Consider the following 18,220-nt stretch of genomic DNA (forward strand, 5'->3'; position numbering starts at 1 on the left):
AGCCTCACGCAGATGATTAGCTGGCCACCAGCTCCTGACGCACCTGGGTCTCAAGCTCGGCCTTTAGCGCCGGATCGAGCTTGAGCTGACGGGCCAGTTCCTCTAGATAGGCACGCTCCATAAAGTGCTCTTCATCGACCATCAACACACTGGCGATATACATTTCTGCGGCCATTTCCGGTGTGCTGGCTGCGCGGGCGATTTCAGCGGGATCCAAGGGCTTGTTCAGCTCGGCCTGTAGCCAATGCTGTAGTTCACCATCGTTGGTGAGTTTGACCAGCTCGCCTTCGATTAACTGTCGCTCGCGGGCATCCACATGACCATCGGCCTTAGCCGCCCCCACCAGCGCCTTGAGAATAGCCTGGCTGTGCAGCTCAGCTTGCGGTGCTGGCAAGCGATCCAGGGTTTGCGGCTCCGCCTGCGGTGCACTGGCCTGCTGCGCCTGCCAATTGCTGTAAGCCTTGTAGGCGACCACGCCAAGCGCGGCTAGACCGCCGTAGGTCAGTGCCTTGCCGCCCATCTTGCGCGCACTTTTGTTGCCCAGCAGCATGCCCAGCGCACCGGCTGCCAACGCGCCGCCGCCTGCTCCCTTGAGCAAAGTGCCCAGGTCACCGCCCTTGCCACCTTTGCCTGCACCGCCGAGCAAACCGCCCAAAGCACCACCCAGCCCACCGGCCGAGCCGCCAGCGCTACTGCCAGCGGATTTCTGTTGCATCAGGTCCTGACCGGATTTCAACAACTGATCAAGCAAGCCACGGGTAATCATCAAACGCTCTCCCTAAAAATGGTTGTGCAAGCACACAGACTGATTCTAGAGACGGTGGTTTCCCGCCGCCTAACGCCAGAGTGCTTCGAAAGATTGCCAACAGGCGTAAACCCCAGGAAAAGCGGCTGTTCGTCGGCTTTCCGACATTCTACCCTCCGTATCAGCACGGGCTGATATGGGCGATCAGCAGCTGTACGCTTTCCTGCCCACGGTACTCATTCACATCCAGCTTGTAGGCCAGCTCGACCCAGCGCACGGTCGGGTTTGGCCAGACATCCCGATCCACACCAAAGGCGATGCCATCAAGCTGCACGCTGCCACACTCGCTTTTCAGCACCACCTTGAGATGCCGCTCGCCGACCACGCGCTGCTGCACCAGCTGGAACACGCCATGAAACAACGGCTCGGGGAAATGCTGGCCCCAAGGCCCGGCATTGCGCAGCTCTTTGGCCAGCGGCAGGTGGAACTCTTCGATGGACAAGGCGCCATCGGACAGCAAGCGCCCGGTCAGATCGTCCTCACACAGCTGGCGACGCACCTCGGCATCAAATGCGGCGGCAAAGGCGCCGAAATTAGCCTGCGGCAGCGACAAGCCGGCGGCCATGGCATGCCCGCCAAACTTGCTGATCAGCTGCGGGTGTTTGGCGGCCACTGCATCCAAGGCATCGCGGATATGAAAGCCCGGCACTGAGCGCGCCGAACCTTTCAGCACGCCGTCGCCGGCATCGGCAAAGGCGATGGTCGGGCGGTGGTAACGCTCTTTCATCCGCGAGGCGAGGATGCCGATCACGCCCTGGTGCCAGTCGGCCTCGAACAGGCACAGACCGAAGGGCATATCGTCCAGCGGCAGGTCCTTGAGCTGGGCCAGGGCTTCGCGCTGCATGCCCTGCTCAATGGCCTTGCGGTCCTGATTGAGCTGATCGAGCTGCACCGCCATATCACGGGCCAGCGCCTCGTCTTCACAGAGCAGGCATTCGATGCCCAGGGCCATGTCATCCAGGCGCCCCGCCGCATTCAGGCGTGGGCCGAGGATAAAGCCCAGGTCGGTGGAGGTAATACGCCGATGGTCGCGCCCGGCCACTTCGAGAATCGCGCGCAAACCAGCGCGCGCGCGCCCGGCGCGAATCCGCGCCAGGCCCTGATGCACCAGAATGCGGTTGTTAGCATCCAGCGGCACCACGTCAGCCACGCTGCCCAGGGCCACCAGATCCAGCAGCTCGCCCAGATTCGGCTCCGGGCGCTGCGCAGTAAACCAGCCCATCTCCCGCAGCCGCGCACGCAGCGCCAGCAGCACATAGAACATCACCCCAACCCCAGCCAAGGCCTTACTGGGGAACTCGCAGCCCGGCTGATTGGGATTGACGATGGCATCCGCCGCCGGCAACTCGGCACCGGGCAAATGGTGATCGGTGACCAGCACGGTCAACCCGGCGGCTTTGGCCGCCGCGACGCCCTCGACACTGGAGATGCCGTTATCCACGGTGATCAACAACTGCGGCTCACGTTCAAGCGCCACCGCAACGATTTCCGGGGTCAGGCCGTAGCCGTATTCGAAACGATTGGGCACCAGGTAATCGACATGCGCCGCACCGAGCATGCGCAGACCGAGCACCCCAACCGTGCTGGCGGTGGCGCCATCGGCATCGAAGTCACCGACGATCAGCATGCGCTGGCCTTGCTGCAGCCCCAGCACCAGCAAATCGACTGCTGCATCCATGCCCTTGAGCTGCTGGTACGGAATCAGCCGCGCCAGGCCTTTATCCAGTTCGGCGGCGGACTGCACGCCACGGGCGGCATATAGGCGGGTCAAAAGTGGCGGCAGAGCGCCTAGATCAGGCAGGGTTTCAGGAAGCGGGCGGGACTCAATACGCATGGTTAGTCTTTGTCGTGAAGGGCGGGTTTTGTAGGAGCCAGCTTGCTGGCGATCATGGCTGCCTACATCGCCAGCAAGCTGGCTCCTACAGAAAAACTCAGCGCTCGCCAGCCAACCACTCGATCGGCAGCTCATGCTGGCCGCGTTCGTCGGTGACGAACATCTCGCCGTCGCTGATCATCACGCTCCAGTTCAGCGAACGCGGCATATCCAGCGCCAGTTTGGCCAGGGCTTCCTGATCAAGCGCGACGACATTGATATTTTTCAAGCTGCGCACCGGATCGAGCGCCTTGGTCTGCCATACGCGCAGGTTGCCGTAGGCCACCAGGCTGAACTTCTCGGTACGCCGCGAACACCAGGTGATGCGGTCGCTGTCCGGCTGACCGACTTCGATCCAGTGCAGTACGCGATCGTCCAAGCTCTTTTCCCACAGCGCCGGCTCATCCACATCCGACAGACCACGCCCGAACGCCAGGTGCTCGTGATAGAACAGGCAATAGGCAACCAGGCGCGCCGCCAGGCGCTCTTCGGTTTCCGAAGGGTGCTTGGCCACGGTGAAACGCAGGTTTTCATAGACGCTGCGGTCCATATCGGTGAGGTTCAGCTCGATTTTGTAAGTGGTAGACGGCAGGGCCATGGACGGGGCTTCTTACTGGGCGAAAAGAGCGCAAGTCTAACCCGAAATGCGCCTCGCCCGTAGGGCACGCCCACTCAACAGCGTATTTGTCGCTCACTACCGTCCTCAGGATCACGGTAATCAATAATCGCCTGGCACGTGCTCAAATCGACATACAAGCGGCAGTAATGCTCGCCATGGCGCCAGGCCATGGCCACGCTGTTGTCGCCGGACTGATCCAACTCAAAGCGCCCATCAAAGGCCGGATGGCTATTGCGCAGGCGCATCAACTGCAACAGGCGCTGCACCAGCGGCTGCTGCAGAGCCTCTTCGGCTTCCTCCAGGCTGTAATAGTGCCGATTGACGTCGCGCGCCTCACCGCTTGCGGTACACAGTTCAAAGTCATTACAGCCGGCCAGCAGGCCAACGTAGTAAACCTGGGGAATACCGGGGGTGAAGAACTGAATCGCTCGCGCGGCGATGTAGGCCTCGTCATTACGCAGCAGGGCCTCATAGAAGGTGCAGGTCAGCTGGTAAATCGCCCCTACACTGTGCACGCTGACCGCCGAGCGACGCATGATCGGGTCGGCACTGCGGGTCGACACCTCATCAACCAGAAAGCGAATTTCCGCCTCCGGAAGCATGCTTTCCACATCCGGAATACAGATGCCGTCATGGGTATCGAGCACGGTGACCTGATTGCGCGGGCACATGCGCAGCCACTGTTTCAGGTAACGGCTTTGGCCGGCGAGAAAGGCATGCAGCACCAGCGGCGGCAAAGCGAACGCGTACGGGCGCATATGCCGGCGTGAGATGGCGTACTGGTAACTGATGTGGTCATGCACCTCGGGCAGCATCTCCGCGCCGTACTTCTCACCGGTTTCACGGAACCAGTCGAGGATGCGATAGACATCCGGCTCGACCAAAAAACAGCTGCTGCCAATCTTCTTGGTGGTGTAACCGAACGCATCCAGCCGAAACAGTTTGACCCCGCGCGCGGCGAGAAAGGCCATGTACCGCTCCATCAAACGATAGGTCAGCGGTGACGCGTAGTTGAGGTCGATTTGCCGTTCAGTGAAGGTGCACCACACACGGCACGTCTCGCCACTGGCCAGGCGCACATCACGAAACGGCTCTTTCTCCTTGCGGATGTGAATCTTGGCCAGGTCTTCCAGGCTGATCTCGCCCAGCTTATCGACCTGCACAAACAAGTCGGCGTAGGCCGAGTCCTGGCCATGGGCAACAAAATCGAGAAATTCTGGCGACTCATCGGCAATGTGGCTGATCACCAGGTCAACACACAGATCAAAACGCGCCGAGATACGCTCGACATCCGCCCAGTCGCCGTAGCGTGGGTCAACTTCCATATGAGTTAACGGTGAAAAACCACCGTCCGCATTGGACGGATACATCGGCAGCAAATGCACGCCGGCGACGGCATCAGCCAGGTGTCGGTCAAGCAGCGTGTAGAGGCTGCCAAGATTGCCACCCAAGCGATCTGGATAGGTGATCAACTGAATCGCGTTGCGCAATGCCATGCTCGCTCCTCATTTGCCAGAACAACCGCCGCCTGCTGAAAGCAGGACTGGGTTGACCTTAACGAGAGATGCCAGGCATGGCCAGCCCGCAAGGCTCACACATCAGTTATTCGCATAACGCAGCCATAGTTCATCGAACACCCGCAGATAATCGGCAAACAATGCGGGATGGTCGATCACCAGCAGGTTTTCCTCGTTGCCCGTGGTCGCGCTCCGGGTCCAATTGAAGCTGCCGTTAAGCAGAAAGCGGCCATCGAACAGGGCGAACTTGTGATGCATGTGGTAAGGCCCAGAATCGATGCGCAGTGGCACGCCCAGGCTATGCAAGCGCTCAATATCGCTGCCAAGATCAAACTGTTTTTCGTTATCGGTAATCACCCGCACCGCGATGCCGCGTTGATGGCAGGCAAGAATCTCATTGCTCAACTCATCATCAGAGATGGTGTATACGCAAATATCCACCGACTGCCGGGCCTGGCGACACAGGTCACGAATCTTACGCCGGCAGCTCTCACCGGGGCTGAAGTGCGCACTGGCGACCTCTACCCGGTTTGAAGCCGCACAGCTGTCGAGTGTTTTGACCACCTGCTCAAGCCACTTCAGCGCCGCCAGCGTATTAGCCGGATCAACGACCAACTCACGCACCAAGGCAAAGGCACGATTGCGCAGGTAGCGCACCTGATCCGGCCCCAGGTCACTGCCCAGCTGGCGCAGTTCATCACGCTCCTCATTGCTCAAACGCAGATCGGCCAGGCTGTCACGCAACTGTTGGTCGAGACGATTGAAATCCATTTAACCTCCCTGTCGTGTGCGTGGCCTGTAGCGCCAGGCCGCATAGAGGCCGCCGCAGAGCGCGCCGGCCAGGTGATACTCGAATGAAACGCCCTGCTGCGGCAGCAGGCCAAAGACCCAGCCACCGTGCAGAAAGAACACCAACACCGCCAGCAGTAGGTCGAGCCAACTACGACGAAACCAGGCCCGCGCCAGCAGCAATGCCCACAGCCCGAACAACCAGCCGCTGGCCCCGACATGGATACCCTGGCGGCCGAACAGCCAGACCAGCGCCCCACTGCCGAGGATGATAAACAGGCTGGCCTGGATAAAGTCGCGCCGCGATTCCAGCAGAGCCAGCAACCCAAGTACCAGCAGGCCACTGAGATTGCTCAGCAAGTGCATCCAGCCGCCATGCAGCCAAGGCGCAAACAGCACGCCCGGCAATGACTCAAGCCGGCGTGGAATCACACCCCAGAGATTCAGGCTGTAACCACTCAGGCTATTGCCCAGTTGCAGCACCAGCATCAGGCCGGCGATGCCCAGCAACAGCTGCACGCGTGGCAACAGCCCGGCCTTCATGGCGTTTCGCTTTCGCTGTCGCCGCCCAGGCGCTGTTCATGGCCCAGTTGCTCGCCCAGGTCACGCAGCTGGGTGGAGATTTCCAGCATGCGGTTGTGGGTGCGCAGGTCGATGTCGATCTTCTTGTCCATGGCGTTGATCAACGGCAGAAAGCTGTTCTGCAGGCTGTCGGCCAGGCTTTCCAGCACCTTCTGCACAGCCGGTTGCGGCGGCGTTATCACCTCCACCTGCGGGCGCAGCTTGCCCAGGTTATCCAGCCCGGCAAGCAGCTCGGCCCAGGGAATCGTCGGCGCGGCGGGTTGCTCGCCCGGTGCCAACTTGGCCAGACCGCGCACGCCTTCGACCAGGTCGTTAAGCTGCGCCACCACCCGCCCGCCCACATCGGTGTCACTGCCACCCATGGCCTTGTTTCGCATAAAGTCGCGTTTGATCTGCGCCCAGCGCTCGGCTTGTACGTCGGTCATATTGCCGCGCAGTTCGGCGAGCTTGAGCAGGTTCTCCTCTGCGCCAGTGGTGAGCAGCTGGGATTCGCCCTGGTAGTGATCGGCGATCAGCTGCAGCACCTCGGTATCGTTCATCACCGAGCTGATCTTCTCCGCCATCTTGTTCATATTGCGGTAGCTACCCTGCAACTTGAACGGCGGCTCGGTGCGGTACTGATCGGCCTGGGCGGCGCTGGCGATGTACTGCTGGTTGACCCGGCCGACCACATCACGCACCTGCATCAGGCGCTGCAAGGTGGTGACGATTTCATTGACCTCGGCGCCGCTGTAGCTGTGGCTTAGCTCGTTGCTGGAGAACGGCTTGCCCTCGGCCTTGGCGACGAAGCGATAGACATCGGCCATATCGCGGGTGGCCAGCGGCGCGAGCACCGGATTGGAGGTCAGGCCGTTCTCGATGTAAGACAGCGCGAAGGCTTCCTGCATGCCGCCCAGGGTGTCGCCGAGGTTATAGATGTCGGCGCGGTTGGCCAGCATATCCGGGATTTTGAACACGTCGCCGGACTCGGTGTACGGGTTACCCGACATGATCACGCAGAACTTGCGCCCGCGCATATCGTAGGTCCGCGTTCGACCCTTCCACACACCTTCGATACGCCGGGTGCCATCACAGAGCGAGATAAATTTCTGCAGGAATTCCGGGTGAGTGTGCTGGATATCGTCGAGATAGAGCATCACGTTGTTGCCCATCTCCAGCGCCAGGTTGAGCTTTTCCAGCTCCTGGCGGGAAGTGGCATCCGGCGCTTGGGCCGGGTCCAGGGAGCGCACCTCGTGGCCCAAGGCCGGGCCGTTGATCTTCATAAAGATCAAACCGAGGCGATGGGCGACGTATTCCATCAGGGTGGTTTTGCCGTAACCGGGCGGCGAAATCAGCATCAGCAGGCCGGACAGATCCGAGCGACGGTTCTCCCCGGCGGTACCCATCTGCTTGGCCAGGTTGTCACCGATCACGCCCAGGTACACATCGTTGATCAGCTTGTTACGCACAAAGGAGCTAAGCGGCTTGGGCTTGAACTCTTCAAGGCGCAGCGCCTCACGCTCGCGCCCCACCACCTCCTGGCGCAATGCCTGGTAGCGCTGCAAACCGGGCAGGAACTGCTCGCGGTGCACGCGCAGGCGAGCGAAGAAGTCGTCCACCGCCAACACCAGTTGCCGCTCGCTGATGCGCGAGTGCTCGCCCATCAGCTCCTTGACGGTAAAACGCAGGTCCACTTCGGTGATGCGCTTGGGCAGGTCCTCGGCGAGCAAGGTCAGGGCCACGGCCTCGGGCACATAGGCACTGAGCGCGGCGAATTCATCGGCCGCGCAAAGGCCGCGCAGCCAGTTTTCCACCAGAGCCCATTGCGCCGCTGGGCGCTCCTGCAGTTGCGCCAGGGTTTGCTGATACACATCCCACATATGCGCCGTCTGCAAACGCGCTTGCAGGCCGGCCAGCAGCTCGCGGGCGTATTTGCTGAAGACGAACTCGATACGCTCGGCGGCCAGTTCCTGCACCAGATACTCCGCCGCCTCTTCGAGCGTTGCCTGGTTCAGGCTCATGCTCTGCTGAGTGGTATAGGCGGACATGGCCTCGACGATTTCCGCCTGCAACTGCAACAGGCTGTCGCGCTGGCCGAACAGCTGCTGAATATGTCGGGCACTGCGCGCGCGCTGCGGCCATTGCTTGGCCTCGTCGCGGCGTTGCGCCTGGCCCCAGAAAAAGCTGGCGAAACCGCGAGGCAAGGCGCCATAGCTGAGCAGTCCGGCGCTGTCGCGCAGCGGCAGCAACTGGGTGAGAATCAGGGCTGCGTCATGGTCGTGGATGCCCTTTTCATAGCCTTCCTTGTAACGCGGCGCGGCGAAGTCGCGAATGCTTTTAACCAGCGCCTCCGGCTGCGCCAGCTGTTGCTTGAGCACATCCAGACTCAGGCCATCGCGCCCGGCATCGGCGGCGGCCAGCACTTCGCCGGCCAGGTATTCGGCGCGATACAGCGTGGCGGATTCGGACTCCAGCGACACCTGCCAATAGTCGTGCAGCGCTTCCAGCTCGGCGTTGCGCAGCGGTTCAAGAAATTCGGTGCCGGTCAGGTGCAGGTAGAGCTGATCGCCGCGCGGCATCAGGGTCAGGTCCAGCTCCTGGGTGTTGACGCTGAAGCGGTGGCGCGGGCCGAGCTTGATGACGTTGCCGCCCTCCTCAAACAGCTCACTCTTGTCGCGCAGGCTGCGCACCGCCTGATCGCGCGCGGCCTTGAGGCGTGACTCGACATCCTCGGCCTTAACACTGTCCTTCAGCTCGCGCAGGCGCTCGGCCAGTTCGCGCAGTTTGAGAATCAACGGATCGGAGGCGAAGAAGGCGTTCAGCTCATCGGGCTGGGTCAGGCGCGCGGTGCGCCGACCGAGGCTTTCCAGGATGCGCCTGGCGGCATCGAGCAGGCCCTGGGCCTTGCGCTGACGCTCGTCGAGCAGCGCCTGTTTGTGCGTCTCGAAGGTTTCCAGCAGTTCTTCGCGCTTGGCCAGGATATCGCCGAGGAACTGCTCCTGATCGCCAAACTGGCTCTCCAATTCTTCCAGCTGCACCAGCAGGCGCGATAGCTGTTCGTCGCAGCGCTCCGGGTCCTGGGCCTGGCCTAAGGCATTGGTGATGCCCTGGCTGAACAATTTGAACTGGGCGCCGAACTGCGCCACGGTTTCTGCCGAGCCCAAGCCCTTGCGCCGTTGCTCGGCGCGGGCCTTGGCCTGGTTGAGGCGGGCGTAGACCTGGGAAATCGCGTCGACGATCTCGGTGCGCTGGGTGGCATCGTCAATCGGCAACGACGCCATCAGGCTGGAGAGCATATCCAGGTTGCCAGCCATGGCCTGCAGCGCCACCAGCGGTTCGTTGAGCTGGCTGACCGTCTCGGCTTTTTGCGCCTGAGCGTCGAGCTGAGCCAGCTGCAACACGTAGGGTTCCAGTGCCGCTTTGCTGGCGAGGAAGGCCGAGGTGGCGGCCGCGACTTGCGCCTGGGCAGCAAGCAGCTCGGCCTCCATGGCATCGATACGCGCCACGTCGATATAGCGGTAATCGCGGATGGTCAGCAGTTGGCCACGCTGGGCGTTGATGCCATTGAGCGCGTCAACGAAGTGCTGCACCTCATCCCAGCTATCGATCAGCAGCCCGGAGAGCAGCGCTTGCTGGCGGGTTTCCGCCTCGGCCATGGCGCGCGCAGATTGCTGGCGGATGCTTTCGACCTTCTCGAACTCATCGAGCACCAGTTCGCCGGTGGCTGCGATTTCGCGCAGCAGCGGCGCCATACCCTGGCACTGAGCATCGCCTAGCCAGTGGTAGACGTCGAACAGACGGCGGGTGTTCTGGCACAGCTGGGTGTAACGCTGCACCGAGACTTCCGGGGTTTCAATCTCGCGACTCAGGCCCAGCAAATCGGAGACGCCGCGCACCAGTTCGGCATTGCCGATACGCCCGAAAAAGCCGCTGCGCACCGGCTGGCGCGCGGCGTAGTCATCGCTGCAGAACGGCGTCTGCCAGATCTGCATCGGGTGAATACGGGTCGGCTCGCTGCCTTCGGCGGCGAAGATCACCGTGCGCCCGTCTTCCAGGCGCGCATAGCCGTGGCCGAAGATCGGGTTGTGCAGCTGGCGGTTGATCATGTTGTAGGTGAACAGCGCCGAACGGCCTTCTTCCGGGTGGTAGAAGATGTACTGCACGTCCTCGCCATTGGGTGAACGCACCGCACGCTTGAAACGCATGCCGCCCATGGGCTGCTCGAAGGCCTTGGACTCGCCGTTTTGCAGGTAGTAGCCGCCAGGGAAGATGATGCCGTGGTCTTCCGGCAGCTGCACGCAGGCCAGGCCGATGGCATCGATACGTTCGACCTTGCGCGTCAGGCTATTGAATACCAGGTAGCGCCACTGTTCTTCGCGGTACGGCAGGATTTTCAGCAGGATCAGGCTGCCGAGCTTGGCGTATTCGATCTGCGCGTCGTCCAGCGACTGGGTTTTGTCCAGCACCGCTTCGCGGTAGATGCCCAGTCCGTCTTCGGTGTTGTTTTCGACCTTGACCGTAAGGTCGCCGCCGATGGTCTCGACAAAGAGGGTGTCGAGAATATTCATATGCGGATGGCGGCCGTTGACCACCATCTCGCGGGAAGTTTTCTGCCATTCGAAATCGAACGGTGCCGGCAGCGCTATATCGCGCTCGCCGCGGTTGTCGATATAGCGAACCTCTTTGCCATCGAGGGAGATCGACCAGCGGAACACCCGGATATCGCTGATTCGCTCGCCGATCTGGAAGCTGGCCAGCAGCTTGCCATCGCGCACCAGCAGTTGCAGCAGGCGGGTGTTCTTGTAGTAGGTGTAAAGCTCGTTGAAGTCGTTAACGAAGCTGCTCTGGCCGAGAAAGCTGTCGGCCAGCGCCACGCTTTCGGCTTCATAGCCTTCGTCCTGCTCGCTCAGGCGATACAGGGAGAACACGTCCTCGACGCGGGTTTCCTTTTTCAGGCCGAGAAACACGTTGTAGCCAAACAGCAGGTTCTCGCCGACCTGGACGATATCGCGCGCCGTGCAGTTGTTCTCGGTGCGGATGCGTACCCGTCCGACCACTTCCATCTGGCTGCTGCCAAACTCCTGCAACCGCTGAGCGTTCAGCGCTTCGGTGGTCTGGCGCAGGCGCAGGCCTTGCTCCTGCAGGCGCTTGTGCAGCACCTCGTAGGCACCGCCTTCGGCGACGGCCTTGTCCAGTACATCTTGTGGTTGGGTCTGAGCGTCCGACATCGTGTTCTTCCTGGATCTGCGGCGTCTGGGCAGTCATTAGCCCATGGTCAATATGCCTGTAGGAGCCAGCTTGCTGGCGATCCTCACCCTCTGATCGCCAGCAAGCTGGCTCCTACACAAGCATTGAGCGCGGCTCGAAGGTTTGCCCCCGGCGGATACCGGGGAGCCAAGGTCAGGCCTCACTCGCCCCATTGCCAGAACTGGCGGGCGCCTGAGGTACTGCGGGCTTGCTGGCCAGCAAACGAGCCAACACGTCCTGCACCACAGGGCTCTTGCCGACCACGCCTTCGATGGCTTTGCCCACCGACAACGACTTGGCGAAGGAGTTGAAGAAATCGCCTTCGCCGCCGACGATTTCGATCTTCGCCTTGGATAGCGCCGCCGAGAGCACTTCGGCCTGGTCCTTGGCAATTTCCTTGTTGGCGGCGATGGCGGCCATGGCTTCGTCGAAGTTGGCCTCCAGCTGCATGCGGAACTCTTCATGCTGACGCGCGTTGTCGCTGAGCGCATCAAGCGCACCGAATTTCTTGCCCAGACCTTCGGCCTCGGCATTCAAGCGCTCCAGCAACACATGGGCTTCGGCCAGACCCAGGTCCTGGGTGGCTTTGGCCTTGGCTGCGCCAAGCTGCTCTTCGCCGCGCGCCTGAGCGCCAAGCTTCTCTTCCAGCACCTTGGCGTCGGCCAGGCCGTCTTTTTCCTTGGCGGCTGCTTTGGCTTCGGTCACCCGCGCCTCGGCCAGGCCTTTCTCCTGGTCGCCTTTGGCTTCGGCAATCAGTTGTTCGGCATGTACGCGGGCTTCGGCCAGACCTTCTTTCTCTTTCGCGGCAGCGGTGACTTCACGTACCCGTGCATCGGCCAGGCCAGGCGCGGCGCGCTCGGCTTCGATACCTTCGGCCATTTTCTTCTTGGCTTCGGCCTGCTTGGCTGCGGCTTCCAACTCGGCCTGGGCGAGGTTGTTGATTTCCACCGCCTTATGCTGGGAACGGGTCTCGTCGGCTTCGGCCTGCTTGACCTGGCGCACCAGCTCCTGCTCGGCTTCAGCCTGGGCATTGAGCACCATGACCTGCTTGGCGCGATCGGCTTCGGACACTTCACGCACTTCCTTGATGCGTTCTTCTTCCTGAGCCACGGTTTTCTCGACCGCTACGCGCTCGCGAATCACCCCAGCGATATTCTTGCGTTCGACTTCCAGGGCCTTTTCTTTCTCGATGCGCTGCAGCTCGACTTCGCGCTCGCGGGAGACGATTTCCAGGTCCTTGGCGCGGGTGACTTTTTCTACCTCAATAACCACGGCACGCTGGCGATTCTGCTGCGCCACTTCCACTTCACGCTGATGGTTCTCGGCGCGGATATCCAGTTCCTGCTGGGTGGTGATGCGCGCCTGCTCGGATTTCAAACGCTCCTCTTCCTGCACCTTGAGGGTTTCGGCCTGCTCGCGGGCGCGGATGGTTTCGATCTCGCGCTTTTGCCGGGCCACCGCATCGGCTTCCTGACGCTCCAGGGACAGCGTGGCCTCGCGGGTTTCGACGTTCTTCTTCTTGATCGCCAGCTCTTCGTTGCGCTCCAGCTCGTTGGTAATGACGTTCTGCGTGGCGGTCAACTCGGTGATCTTGCGGATACCCTCGGCGTCGAGAATATTGCTCGGGTCCAGGGAGGCCTTGGAGGTCTGCTCCAGGTAATCGATAGCCACATCTTCCAACACGTAGCCGTTGAGGTCGTTGCCGATCACCTCGACGATGCGGTCGCGGAAATCCTGGCGGTTCTCAAACAGCTGGACGAAGTCGAATTGCTTACCGACTGTTTTCAATGCTTCAGAGAACTTGGCGTTGAACAGCTCATTGACCGCAGCGCGATCCGAGGCGCGTTCAACCCCGATGGCCTTGGCCACCTTGAGCACGTCCTGCTGGGTTTCATTAACCCGCAGGTAAAAAGCCACAGTGATGTCGGCACGCATATTGTCCTTGCAGATCAACCCGTCCTTGGCCCGGCGGTCGACTTCCAGGGTGATCAAGGAGATTTTCATAAACTCCTTGAGGTTGATCACCGGGTACACCAGGGCGCCGGTGAAGTGCACCTTGGGTGTCGACGACATATCGTTAACGATCAACGCAGTACCCTGCGGCACCTTGATATAGAAGGCTTTGAACAGAACGAAAAAGCCAAAAACAACCAGGAAGAACAGACCTAAACCGGTCAGGAAAGGCATTAGCAGCTCGAAGCTCATTACAATCAATCTCCTTTGATAAACAGGCTAGATGCCCTTGAACTCGTCTTCGGTAATTACCCGATAGGCGTGTTCGGCCTCCAGGTACTCCAGCAACACCACACGGTCGCCACGTTTGAAGCCCTGCGCTTCATCGGCACGTACACGCAAAATCAACCCAGCACCACCATCCTCCAGCGTCGCCTCACCCTGGGTAGCCGTAACCCGCCCACTGCGCACGATCGCCACCTGCCCAAGCACGGACTTGCTGGTGGTGGCTTCCAGCTTGAGAAAAAGCGGACGTAACGGCCGCACCAACAGGCTTACCACAGGTACTACGGAGATCAACGCGGCCGCGATCACCAGCAAACCCAGGGGGTAACGCAAAATGCCCAACGGTAGAAAGCGCAACAAGAACAGCTCGACGAAATAGCAGAGAAACCAGGAAAAAAAGAACAGCAAGGTGAGAATCAGCGTCACCGGCACGCCATTCAAACCCAGCTTGAGTAACAAACCGGTCAGGCCTTCGGGCTGCAGCGAATGGTTTTCCAGTGCTGAATCGACTTCGATATCTAACAGATCGACATCGACAATCCCCATGGCGGCGACCAACCAATACAGAATCGCCACGCAGAGCGCAAAACTGAGCACTACCACGGGGAACGACAGCGCGGTCTGTATGAATAGCTCCATCTTCTTTACATCCTGCTAGTCGAAGAAGCGGGGCCGCAGCTCCCGCATTGGCCGCTTAGGTTTCTGGTTTGGCCTTACTCTTCAGCCGCGCCAACACACTGTCCGCACTGGCGTTATCCGGCACAATGCCGGCAGCACGCAGCTTGACCTCCAAGGCGTCATCCGGCGCGCTGGTAGCGGCCAGCTCCGCACTGGCTTCCATCATGGCTGCACGCTCGGCCTGCTTGTGTTTGATCCGCTCCAGCGATTCGACGGCGGTATGCAATTTGGCCTGCGAACCGCCATAGCGCTGCGCCACGGCCATCTGCGCTTTCTGCACACTTTCCGTAGCTTTGACCGTATCGACCTGCTGCTTTAGGCGCTTGATATGCCCTTCCGCCTGAGTCACGGCTTTACGCAACTGCGCCACGCTGGCCGCAAAGCCATCTGCCTGTTCGCGGTCGCTGGCTTGCTCGGCTTCCAGATTGGCGATCTTCTCGGCAACTTCCTTGGCTAGGGTTTCATTACCGGCATCCAGGGCCTTGAGCGCGTATTGCTCGTACTCGGCAATCTTCGCCGTACTCTTGCCCAGACGATCACTGGCCAGCTTCTGTTTAGCCATGATTTCGGCCAAGGCCTCCTTGGACTTGCGCAGCTCGAAGTCAGCATCGCGAATCTCTTGATCGAGAATCCGCAGCGCCTGACCGTCAACCACGGCCTCACCCACTTCGTTTGCGCCGCCACGCAGCGCCGTCAGCAATTTGCTCCAGACGTTCATAGCATCACTCCTTAGCGTCAGACTTGAGGAAGCTTTCATAGGCTTCGGTGGCCTTGATCACGTTGTCGGCCAGCAATTCGATCTCGAACACCACATCGGTCAATGTCGACGCCGAGCTCAACGCACCGAACATGGTGTAGCAAGGCTGACCGTCCGGCAGGGTTTCCAGGCCGATAGACGACAGCGGAAACAACTTGTGGGTGCGCAGCACCTGCTCATTGAACGCCGCACTATCACTCACATCGGCGGCGGGCCATAGCAAACCCTCGACCACGACCTGCTCGCCAAATACGGCAATAAACAGCGGCAAATCGCCATAGTCGTGCATGGTGACGTGCAAGCTGGCGTCCGAACTTTGGATCAGCTCAATGCTCGCCTGCCCACCCTTAAATAGCTCAACAGCCGACAGCGCATCGTATAAAGCTTGTGCAGACCAAACCTGCGGCATGCTCATACCCTCCTCCTTTTCCATTGAAGCCAGCTTTACTGAGTGCGGCTGGCGAAGTTTCCGCTCGAACGCCATAAGCAGCGGGGCATGCTCTGGCAGTATCCAGACTTCTTTCTTGACCAGCCCTTGCTCGCGCAGGCGCTGACGAAAAAGACGCTGGTAGTGAGCTGATGATTTGTTTTCCATGGACGAAGACTAGGCCATCACATGTAATTAATCAACACATCACATGTAATGGTTTAAAGCGTAGTTTTATTGATTTTTAGGCGCGCGCAGCTGGCCACTCAAGAGCAGCACCATAGAGAACACACAGGAAAAGTCGCGGGAGGGAAACCATCCAGGGTCAGTGGCACCGAGCATCCATTCGTGACGACAATTTAACGCTATATCGCCAACCAACTAAACAGCCAAAACTGCCAACCCCATCGCAGCCGCAGCCACTGTGCGGATTCCACGCCATTCGGACACTCAGCCCACGCTGATCCGGACACCTGTTCCACGGTCATCCGGACAGGCAGTCGGAGCGCAGCGACGCAGGATATGCATTGTTAGTCTGAGGTGCCCGGCGTCGTCAATTTCTTCGCCCGCCTGCGCATCGACTCTCCCTTCAGGTTGATCCGGTAGGCGTTGTGCACCAGGCGGTCGAGGATGGCGTCGGCCAGGGTCGGATCGCCGATCAGTTCGTGCCAGTTGTCCACCGGCATCTGACTGGTCACGATGGTTGAGCGTTGGCCGTAGCGGTCGTCCAGCAGCTCCAGCATGTCGCGGCGCTGTTCGGTGGTGAACGGTGCCAGGCCCCAGTCGTCGAGGATCAGCAGGTCGGTCTTGGCGTAGCCGCTCATCAGCTTGGCGAAGCGGCCGTCGCCATGGGCCAGGCCCAGTTCTTCCAGCAGCCGCGGTAGGCGCAGGTAGCGCACGCTGTAGCCGTCCCGGCAGGCCTGGTGGGCCAGGGCGCAGGCCAGCCAGGTTTTGCCGACGCCGGTGGGGCCGCCGATGATCAGGTTGAGGCCGTCGCGCAGCCACTGGCCGCTGCGCAGTTGCAGGATCAGCGCCTTGTCCAGCCCGCGCGGGGCGCGGTAGTCGATGTCTTCGAGGCAGGCGTTGTGCTTGAGCCGGGCCTGGCGTAGGCGGTTGCTCAGGCGCTTGTCGTCGCGCTCGGTCAGCTCGCGATCGACCAACAGGCCGAGGCGTTCTTCGAAGCTCAGGCTGTCGATGTCGGGTGTTTTCAGTTGCTCGGCGAGGGCTTTGAGCATGCCGTGCAGGCGCAGGGTTTGCAGCTTGTCTAGGAGCCTGTCGGACTTTCTGACTCTTCCTTGCGCTGAAAGTATTCGCGACAATCAAGGCCCTGCAATCGAGAGCCCCGCTGATGAGCCGTTTTGTCCTTGCTGACCGAGACACTGCGTATTTACTACCGCCTTCGGTGAACGAGTGGTTGCCGGCGGATCACTTGGCGCGGTTCGTGGTCGAGGTCATCGAGCAACTCGATTTGAGCGAGCTGACTGGGCAGTATGCGGGGCGGGGTTCAGCTGCCCACCATCCGGCCGTACTCCTGGGGCTGCTGATATACGGCTACGCCAATGGCGTGCACTCCAGCCGCAAGATCGAACGCGCGACCTATGACTCGGTAGCGTTCCGTTATCTGGCGGCCAACACCCACCCCGATCACGACACCTTGGCCACGTTCCGTCGACGTTTCCGGCAGCAGGTTGAATCGCTGTTCGTCCAGGTGCTGATGCTGGCGCGCGAGATGAAGCTGCTCAAGCTCGGTCATATCGCCCTCGACGGCACCAAGATCGAGGCCAACGCCAGTAAGCACAAGGCCTTGTCCTGGGCGCACGCCAACAAGATCGAGGCGCAGTTACGCCAGGAGGTCCAGCAGTTGCTGGCGCTGGCCGAGAACAGCGACTGCGCCGCCGTACCCGATGGCATGGATGTGCCGGCGGAGATTGCCCGGCGCGAAGATCGGCTCAGCGCGATAGCCCAGGCCAAAGCGAAGATCGAGCAACGTGCAGCTGAGCGACACGCCATTGAGCAACAGCAATTCGAGACCAAGACGGCCAAGCGTGAGGCCCAGCGCAAGGCTGGAAAGAAACCACGCGGCAAGGATCCAGAACCGCCCGCAGCGGGCCCCAAAGACAGCGATCAAGTCAATCTGACCGATGAAGAGTCACGCATCATGCCCGTCTCCGGTGGCGGCTTCGAGCAGAGCTATAACGCTCAAGCCGGGGTCGACACCGAGACGATGCTGGTGGTCACACAGCATGTAACCCAGGCCTGCAACGACAAGCGCGAAGTGGTTCCCACGCTACAGCGCATAGCCACCTTGCCCGCCGAATTAGGCGAGGTGAAAAGCCTGATTGCGGACAGCGGCTTCTTCAGCCAGGCCAACGTGAGCGCCTGCCACGAAGCCAAGGTCGAACCGCTTCTGGCGCTCAAACGCGAGTCGCACCACACCCCGGTACTGGAGCGCTTTGCCACCGACTCGCCGCTACCACAGACGAGTAACCCAGTCGAACAGATGGCTCACCGACTGAGCACGCAAGAAGGTCGAGCGCTGTACAGGCTACGCAAACAGACGGTCGAACCGGTGTTTGGCATCATCAAGCGAGTGATGGGCTGGCGGCAGATGAGCATGCGCGGCCTGGCCAACGCCCAGGGCGAATGGAGCCTGGTGACCATGGCCTGGAACATCAAGCGTTTGCATGTGCTACGCGCGATGTAACGCGG

The 18,220-nt window shown here is 60.7% G+C and carries 13 protein-coding genes; 1 reads left to right on the plus strand and 12 read right to left on the minus strand.

Features of this window, described 5'->3' with window-relative positions; genetic code table 11:
• Window positions 1-16: 16 nt before the first annotated feature.
• From AC0T4W_RS15750 to istB, 12 genes are all read right to left on the minus strand, one after another.
• Complete coding sequence (locus AC0T4W_RS15750) at window positions 17-766, minus strand: tellurite resistance TerB family protein (protein ID WP_476323711.1); 750 nt, start codon at window positions 764-766, stop codon at window positions 17-19.
• 160 nt (window positions 767-926) lie between these two features.
• Entirely contained in the window at window positions 927-2,639 is a 1,713-nt protein-coding gene (recJ, locus tag AC0T4W_RS15755; protein WP_476320485.1) for a single-stranded-DNA-specific exonuclease RecJ, read from the minus strand.
• Window positions 2,640-2,736: 97 nt separating this feature from the next.
• Window positions 2,737-3,276, minus strand: a complete 540-nt coding sequence (locus AC0T4W_RS15760; protein WP_476320487.1) for a YaeQ family protein — start codon at window positions 3,274-3,276, stop codon at window positions 2,737-2,739.
• Between the two features lie 74 nt (window positions 3,277-3,350).
• Window positions 3,351-4,793 carry a sucrose phosphorylase gene (gene gtfA / locus AC0T4W_RS15765; RefSeq protein WP_476320489.1) on the minus strand — a complete coding sequence of 481 codons (1,443 nt, stop codon included), beginning with the start codon at window positions 4,791-4,793 and terminating at the stop codon, window positions 3,351-3,353.
• 102 nt (window positions 4,794-4,895) lie between these two features.
• A complete protein-coding gene (locus tag AC0T4W_RS15770) occupies window positions 4,896-5,585 on the minus strand; it encodes a phospholipase D-like domain-containing protein (protein ID WP_476320492.1) in 690 nt (229 codons plus the stop codon).
• Entirely contained in the window at window positions 5,586-6,146 is a 561-nt protein-coding gene (locus tag AC0T4W_RS15775) for a rhomboid family intramembrane serine protease (RefSeq protein WP_476320494.1), read from the minus strand.
• A complete protein-coding gene (locus AC0T4W_RS15780; protein ID WP_476320496.1) occupies window positions 6,143-11,392 on the minus strand; it encodes a DNA repair ATPase in 5,250 nt (1,749 codons plus the stop codon). The genes AC0T4W_RS15775 and AC0T4W_RS15780 overlap by 4 nt, the downstream gene beginning before the upstream one ends.
• 172 nt (window positions 11,393-11,564) lie before the next feature.
• Window positions 11,565-13,616: a hypothetical protein gene (locus tag AC0T4W_RS15785; RefSeq protein WP_476320498.1), complete on the minus strand. Its 2,052-nt coding sequence runs from the start codon at window positions 13,614-13,616 to the stop codon at window positions 11,565-11,567.
• Window positions 13,617-13,643: 27 nt separating this feature from the next.
• Window positions 13,644-14,288 carry a hypothetical protein gene (locus tag AC0T4W_RS15790; RefSeq protein WP_476320500.1) on the minus strand — a complete coding sequence of 215 codons (645 nt, stop codon included), beginning with the start codon at window positions 14,286-14,288 and terminating at the stop codon, window positions 13,644-13,646.
• Between the two features lie 55 nt (window positions 14,289-14,343).
• Complete coding sequence (locus tag AC0T4W_RS15795; protein WP_476320502.1) at window positions 14,344-15,045, minus strand: PspA/IM30 family protein; 702 nt, start codon at window positions 15,043-15,045, stop codon at window positions 14,344-14,346.
• Window positions 15,046-15,049: 4 nt separating this feature from the next.
• A complete protein-coding gene (bacA, locus tag AC0T4W_RS15800) occupies window positions 15,050-15,679 on the minus strand; it encodes a biofilm formation regulator BacA (protein ID WP_476320505.1) in 630 nt (209 codons plus the stop codon).
• Window positions 15,680-16,041: 362 nt separating this feature from the next.
• Window positions 16,042-16,821, minus strand: coding sequence for an IS21-like element helper ATPase IstB (gene istB, locus AC0T4W_RS15805; RefSeq protein ID WP_476323714.1), 780 nt, complete (start codon window positions 16,819-16,821; stop codon window positions 16,042-16,044).
• Window positions 16,822-16,859: 38 nt separating this feature from the next.
• On the opposite strand from istB, the gene AC0T4W_RS15810 reads away from it, so the two are divergent.
• The gene (locus AC0T4W_RS15810; protein ID WP_476317714.1) at window positions 16,860-18,215 is read left to right on the plus strand and encodes an IS1182 family transposase; all 1,356 of its coding nucleotides are present in this window, start codon (window positions 16,860-16,862) and stop codon (window positions 18,213-18,215) included.
• The last annotated feature ends 5 nt before the right edge of the window (window positions 18,216-18,220 follow it).

The organism is Pseudomonas sp. C7.1, from assembly GCF_056312395.1.

Bases quoted from the DNA above. Each gene is read 5' to 3' on its own strand.
- AC0T4W_RS15760 (WP_476320487.1), bottom strand. From the start codon at position 3,276: ATGGCCCTGCCGTCTACCACTTACAAAATCGAGCTGAACCTCACCGAT.
- AC0T4W_RS15790 (WP_476320500.1), bottom strand. From the start codon at position 14,288: ATGGAGCTATTCATACAGACCGCGCTGTCGTTCCCCGTGGTAGTGCTC.
- recJ (WP_476320485.1), bottom strand. From the start codon at position 2,639: ATGCGTATTGAGTCCCGCCCGCTTCCTGAAACCCTGCCTGATCTAGGC.
- AC0T4W_RS15795 (WP_476320502.1), bottom strand. From the start codon at position 15,045: ATGAACGTCTGGAGCAAATTGCTGACGGCGCTGCGTGGCGGCGCAAAC.
- AC0T4W_RS15770 (WP_476320492.1), bottom strand. From the start codon at position 5,585: ATGGATTTCAATCGTCTCGACCAACAGTTGCGTGACAGCCTGGCCGAT.
- AC0T4W_RS15750 (WP_476323711.1), bottom strand. From the start codon at position 766: ATGATTACCCGTGGCTTGCTTGATCAGTTGTTGAAATCCGGTCAGGAC.
- gtfA (WP_476320489.1), bottom strand. From the start codon at position 4,793: ATGGCATTGCGCAACGCGATTCAGTTGATCACCTATCCAGATCGCTTG.
- AC0T4W_RS15775 (WP_476320494.1), bottom strand. From the start codon at position 6,146: ATGAAGGCCGGGCTGTTGCCACGCGTGCAGCTGTTGCTGGGCATCGCC.
- AC0T4W_RS15810 (WP_476317714.1), top strand. From the start codon at position 16,860: ATGAGCCGTTTTGTCCTTGCTGACCGAGACACTGCGTATTTACTACCG.
- AC0T4W_RS15785 (WP_476320498.1), bottom strand. From the start codon at position 13,616: ATGAGCTTCGAGCTGCTAATGCCTTTCCTGACCGGTTTAGGTCTGTTC.
- AC0T4W_RS15780 (WP_476320496.1), bottom strand. From the start codon at position 11,392: ATGTCGGACGCTCAGACCCAACCACAAGATGTACTGGACAAGGCCGTC.
- bacA (WP_476320505.1), bottom strand. From the start codon at position 15,679: ATGGAAAACAAATCATCAGCTCACTACCAGCGTCTTTTTCGTCAGCGC.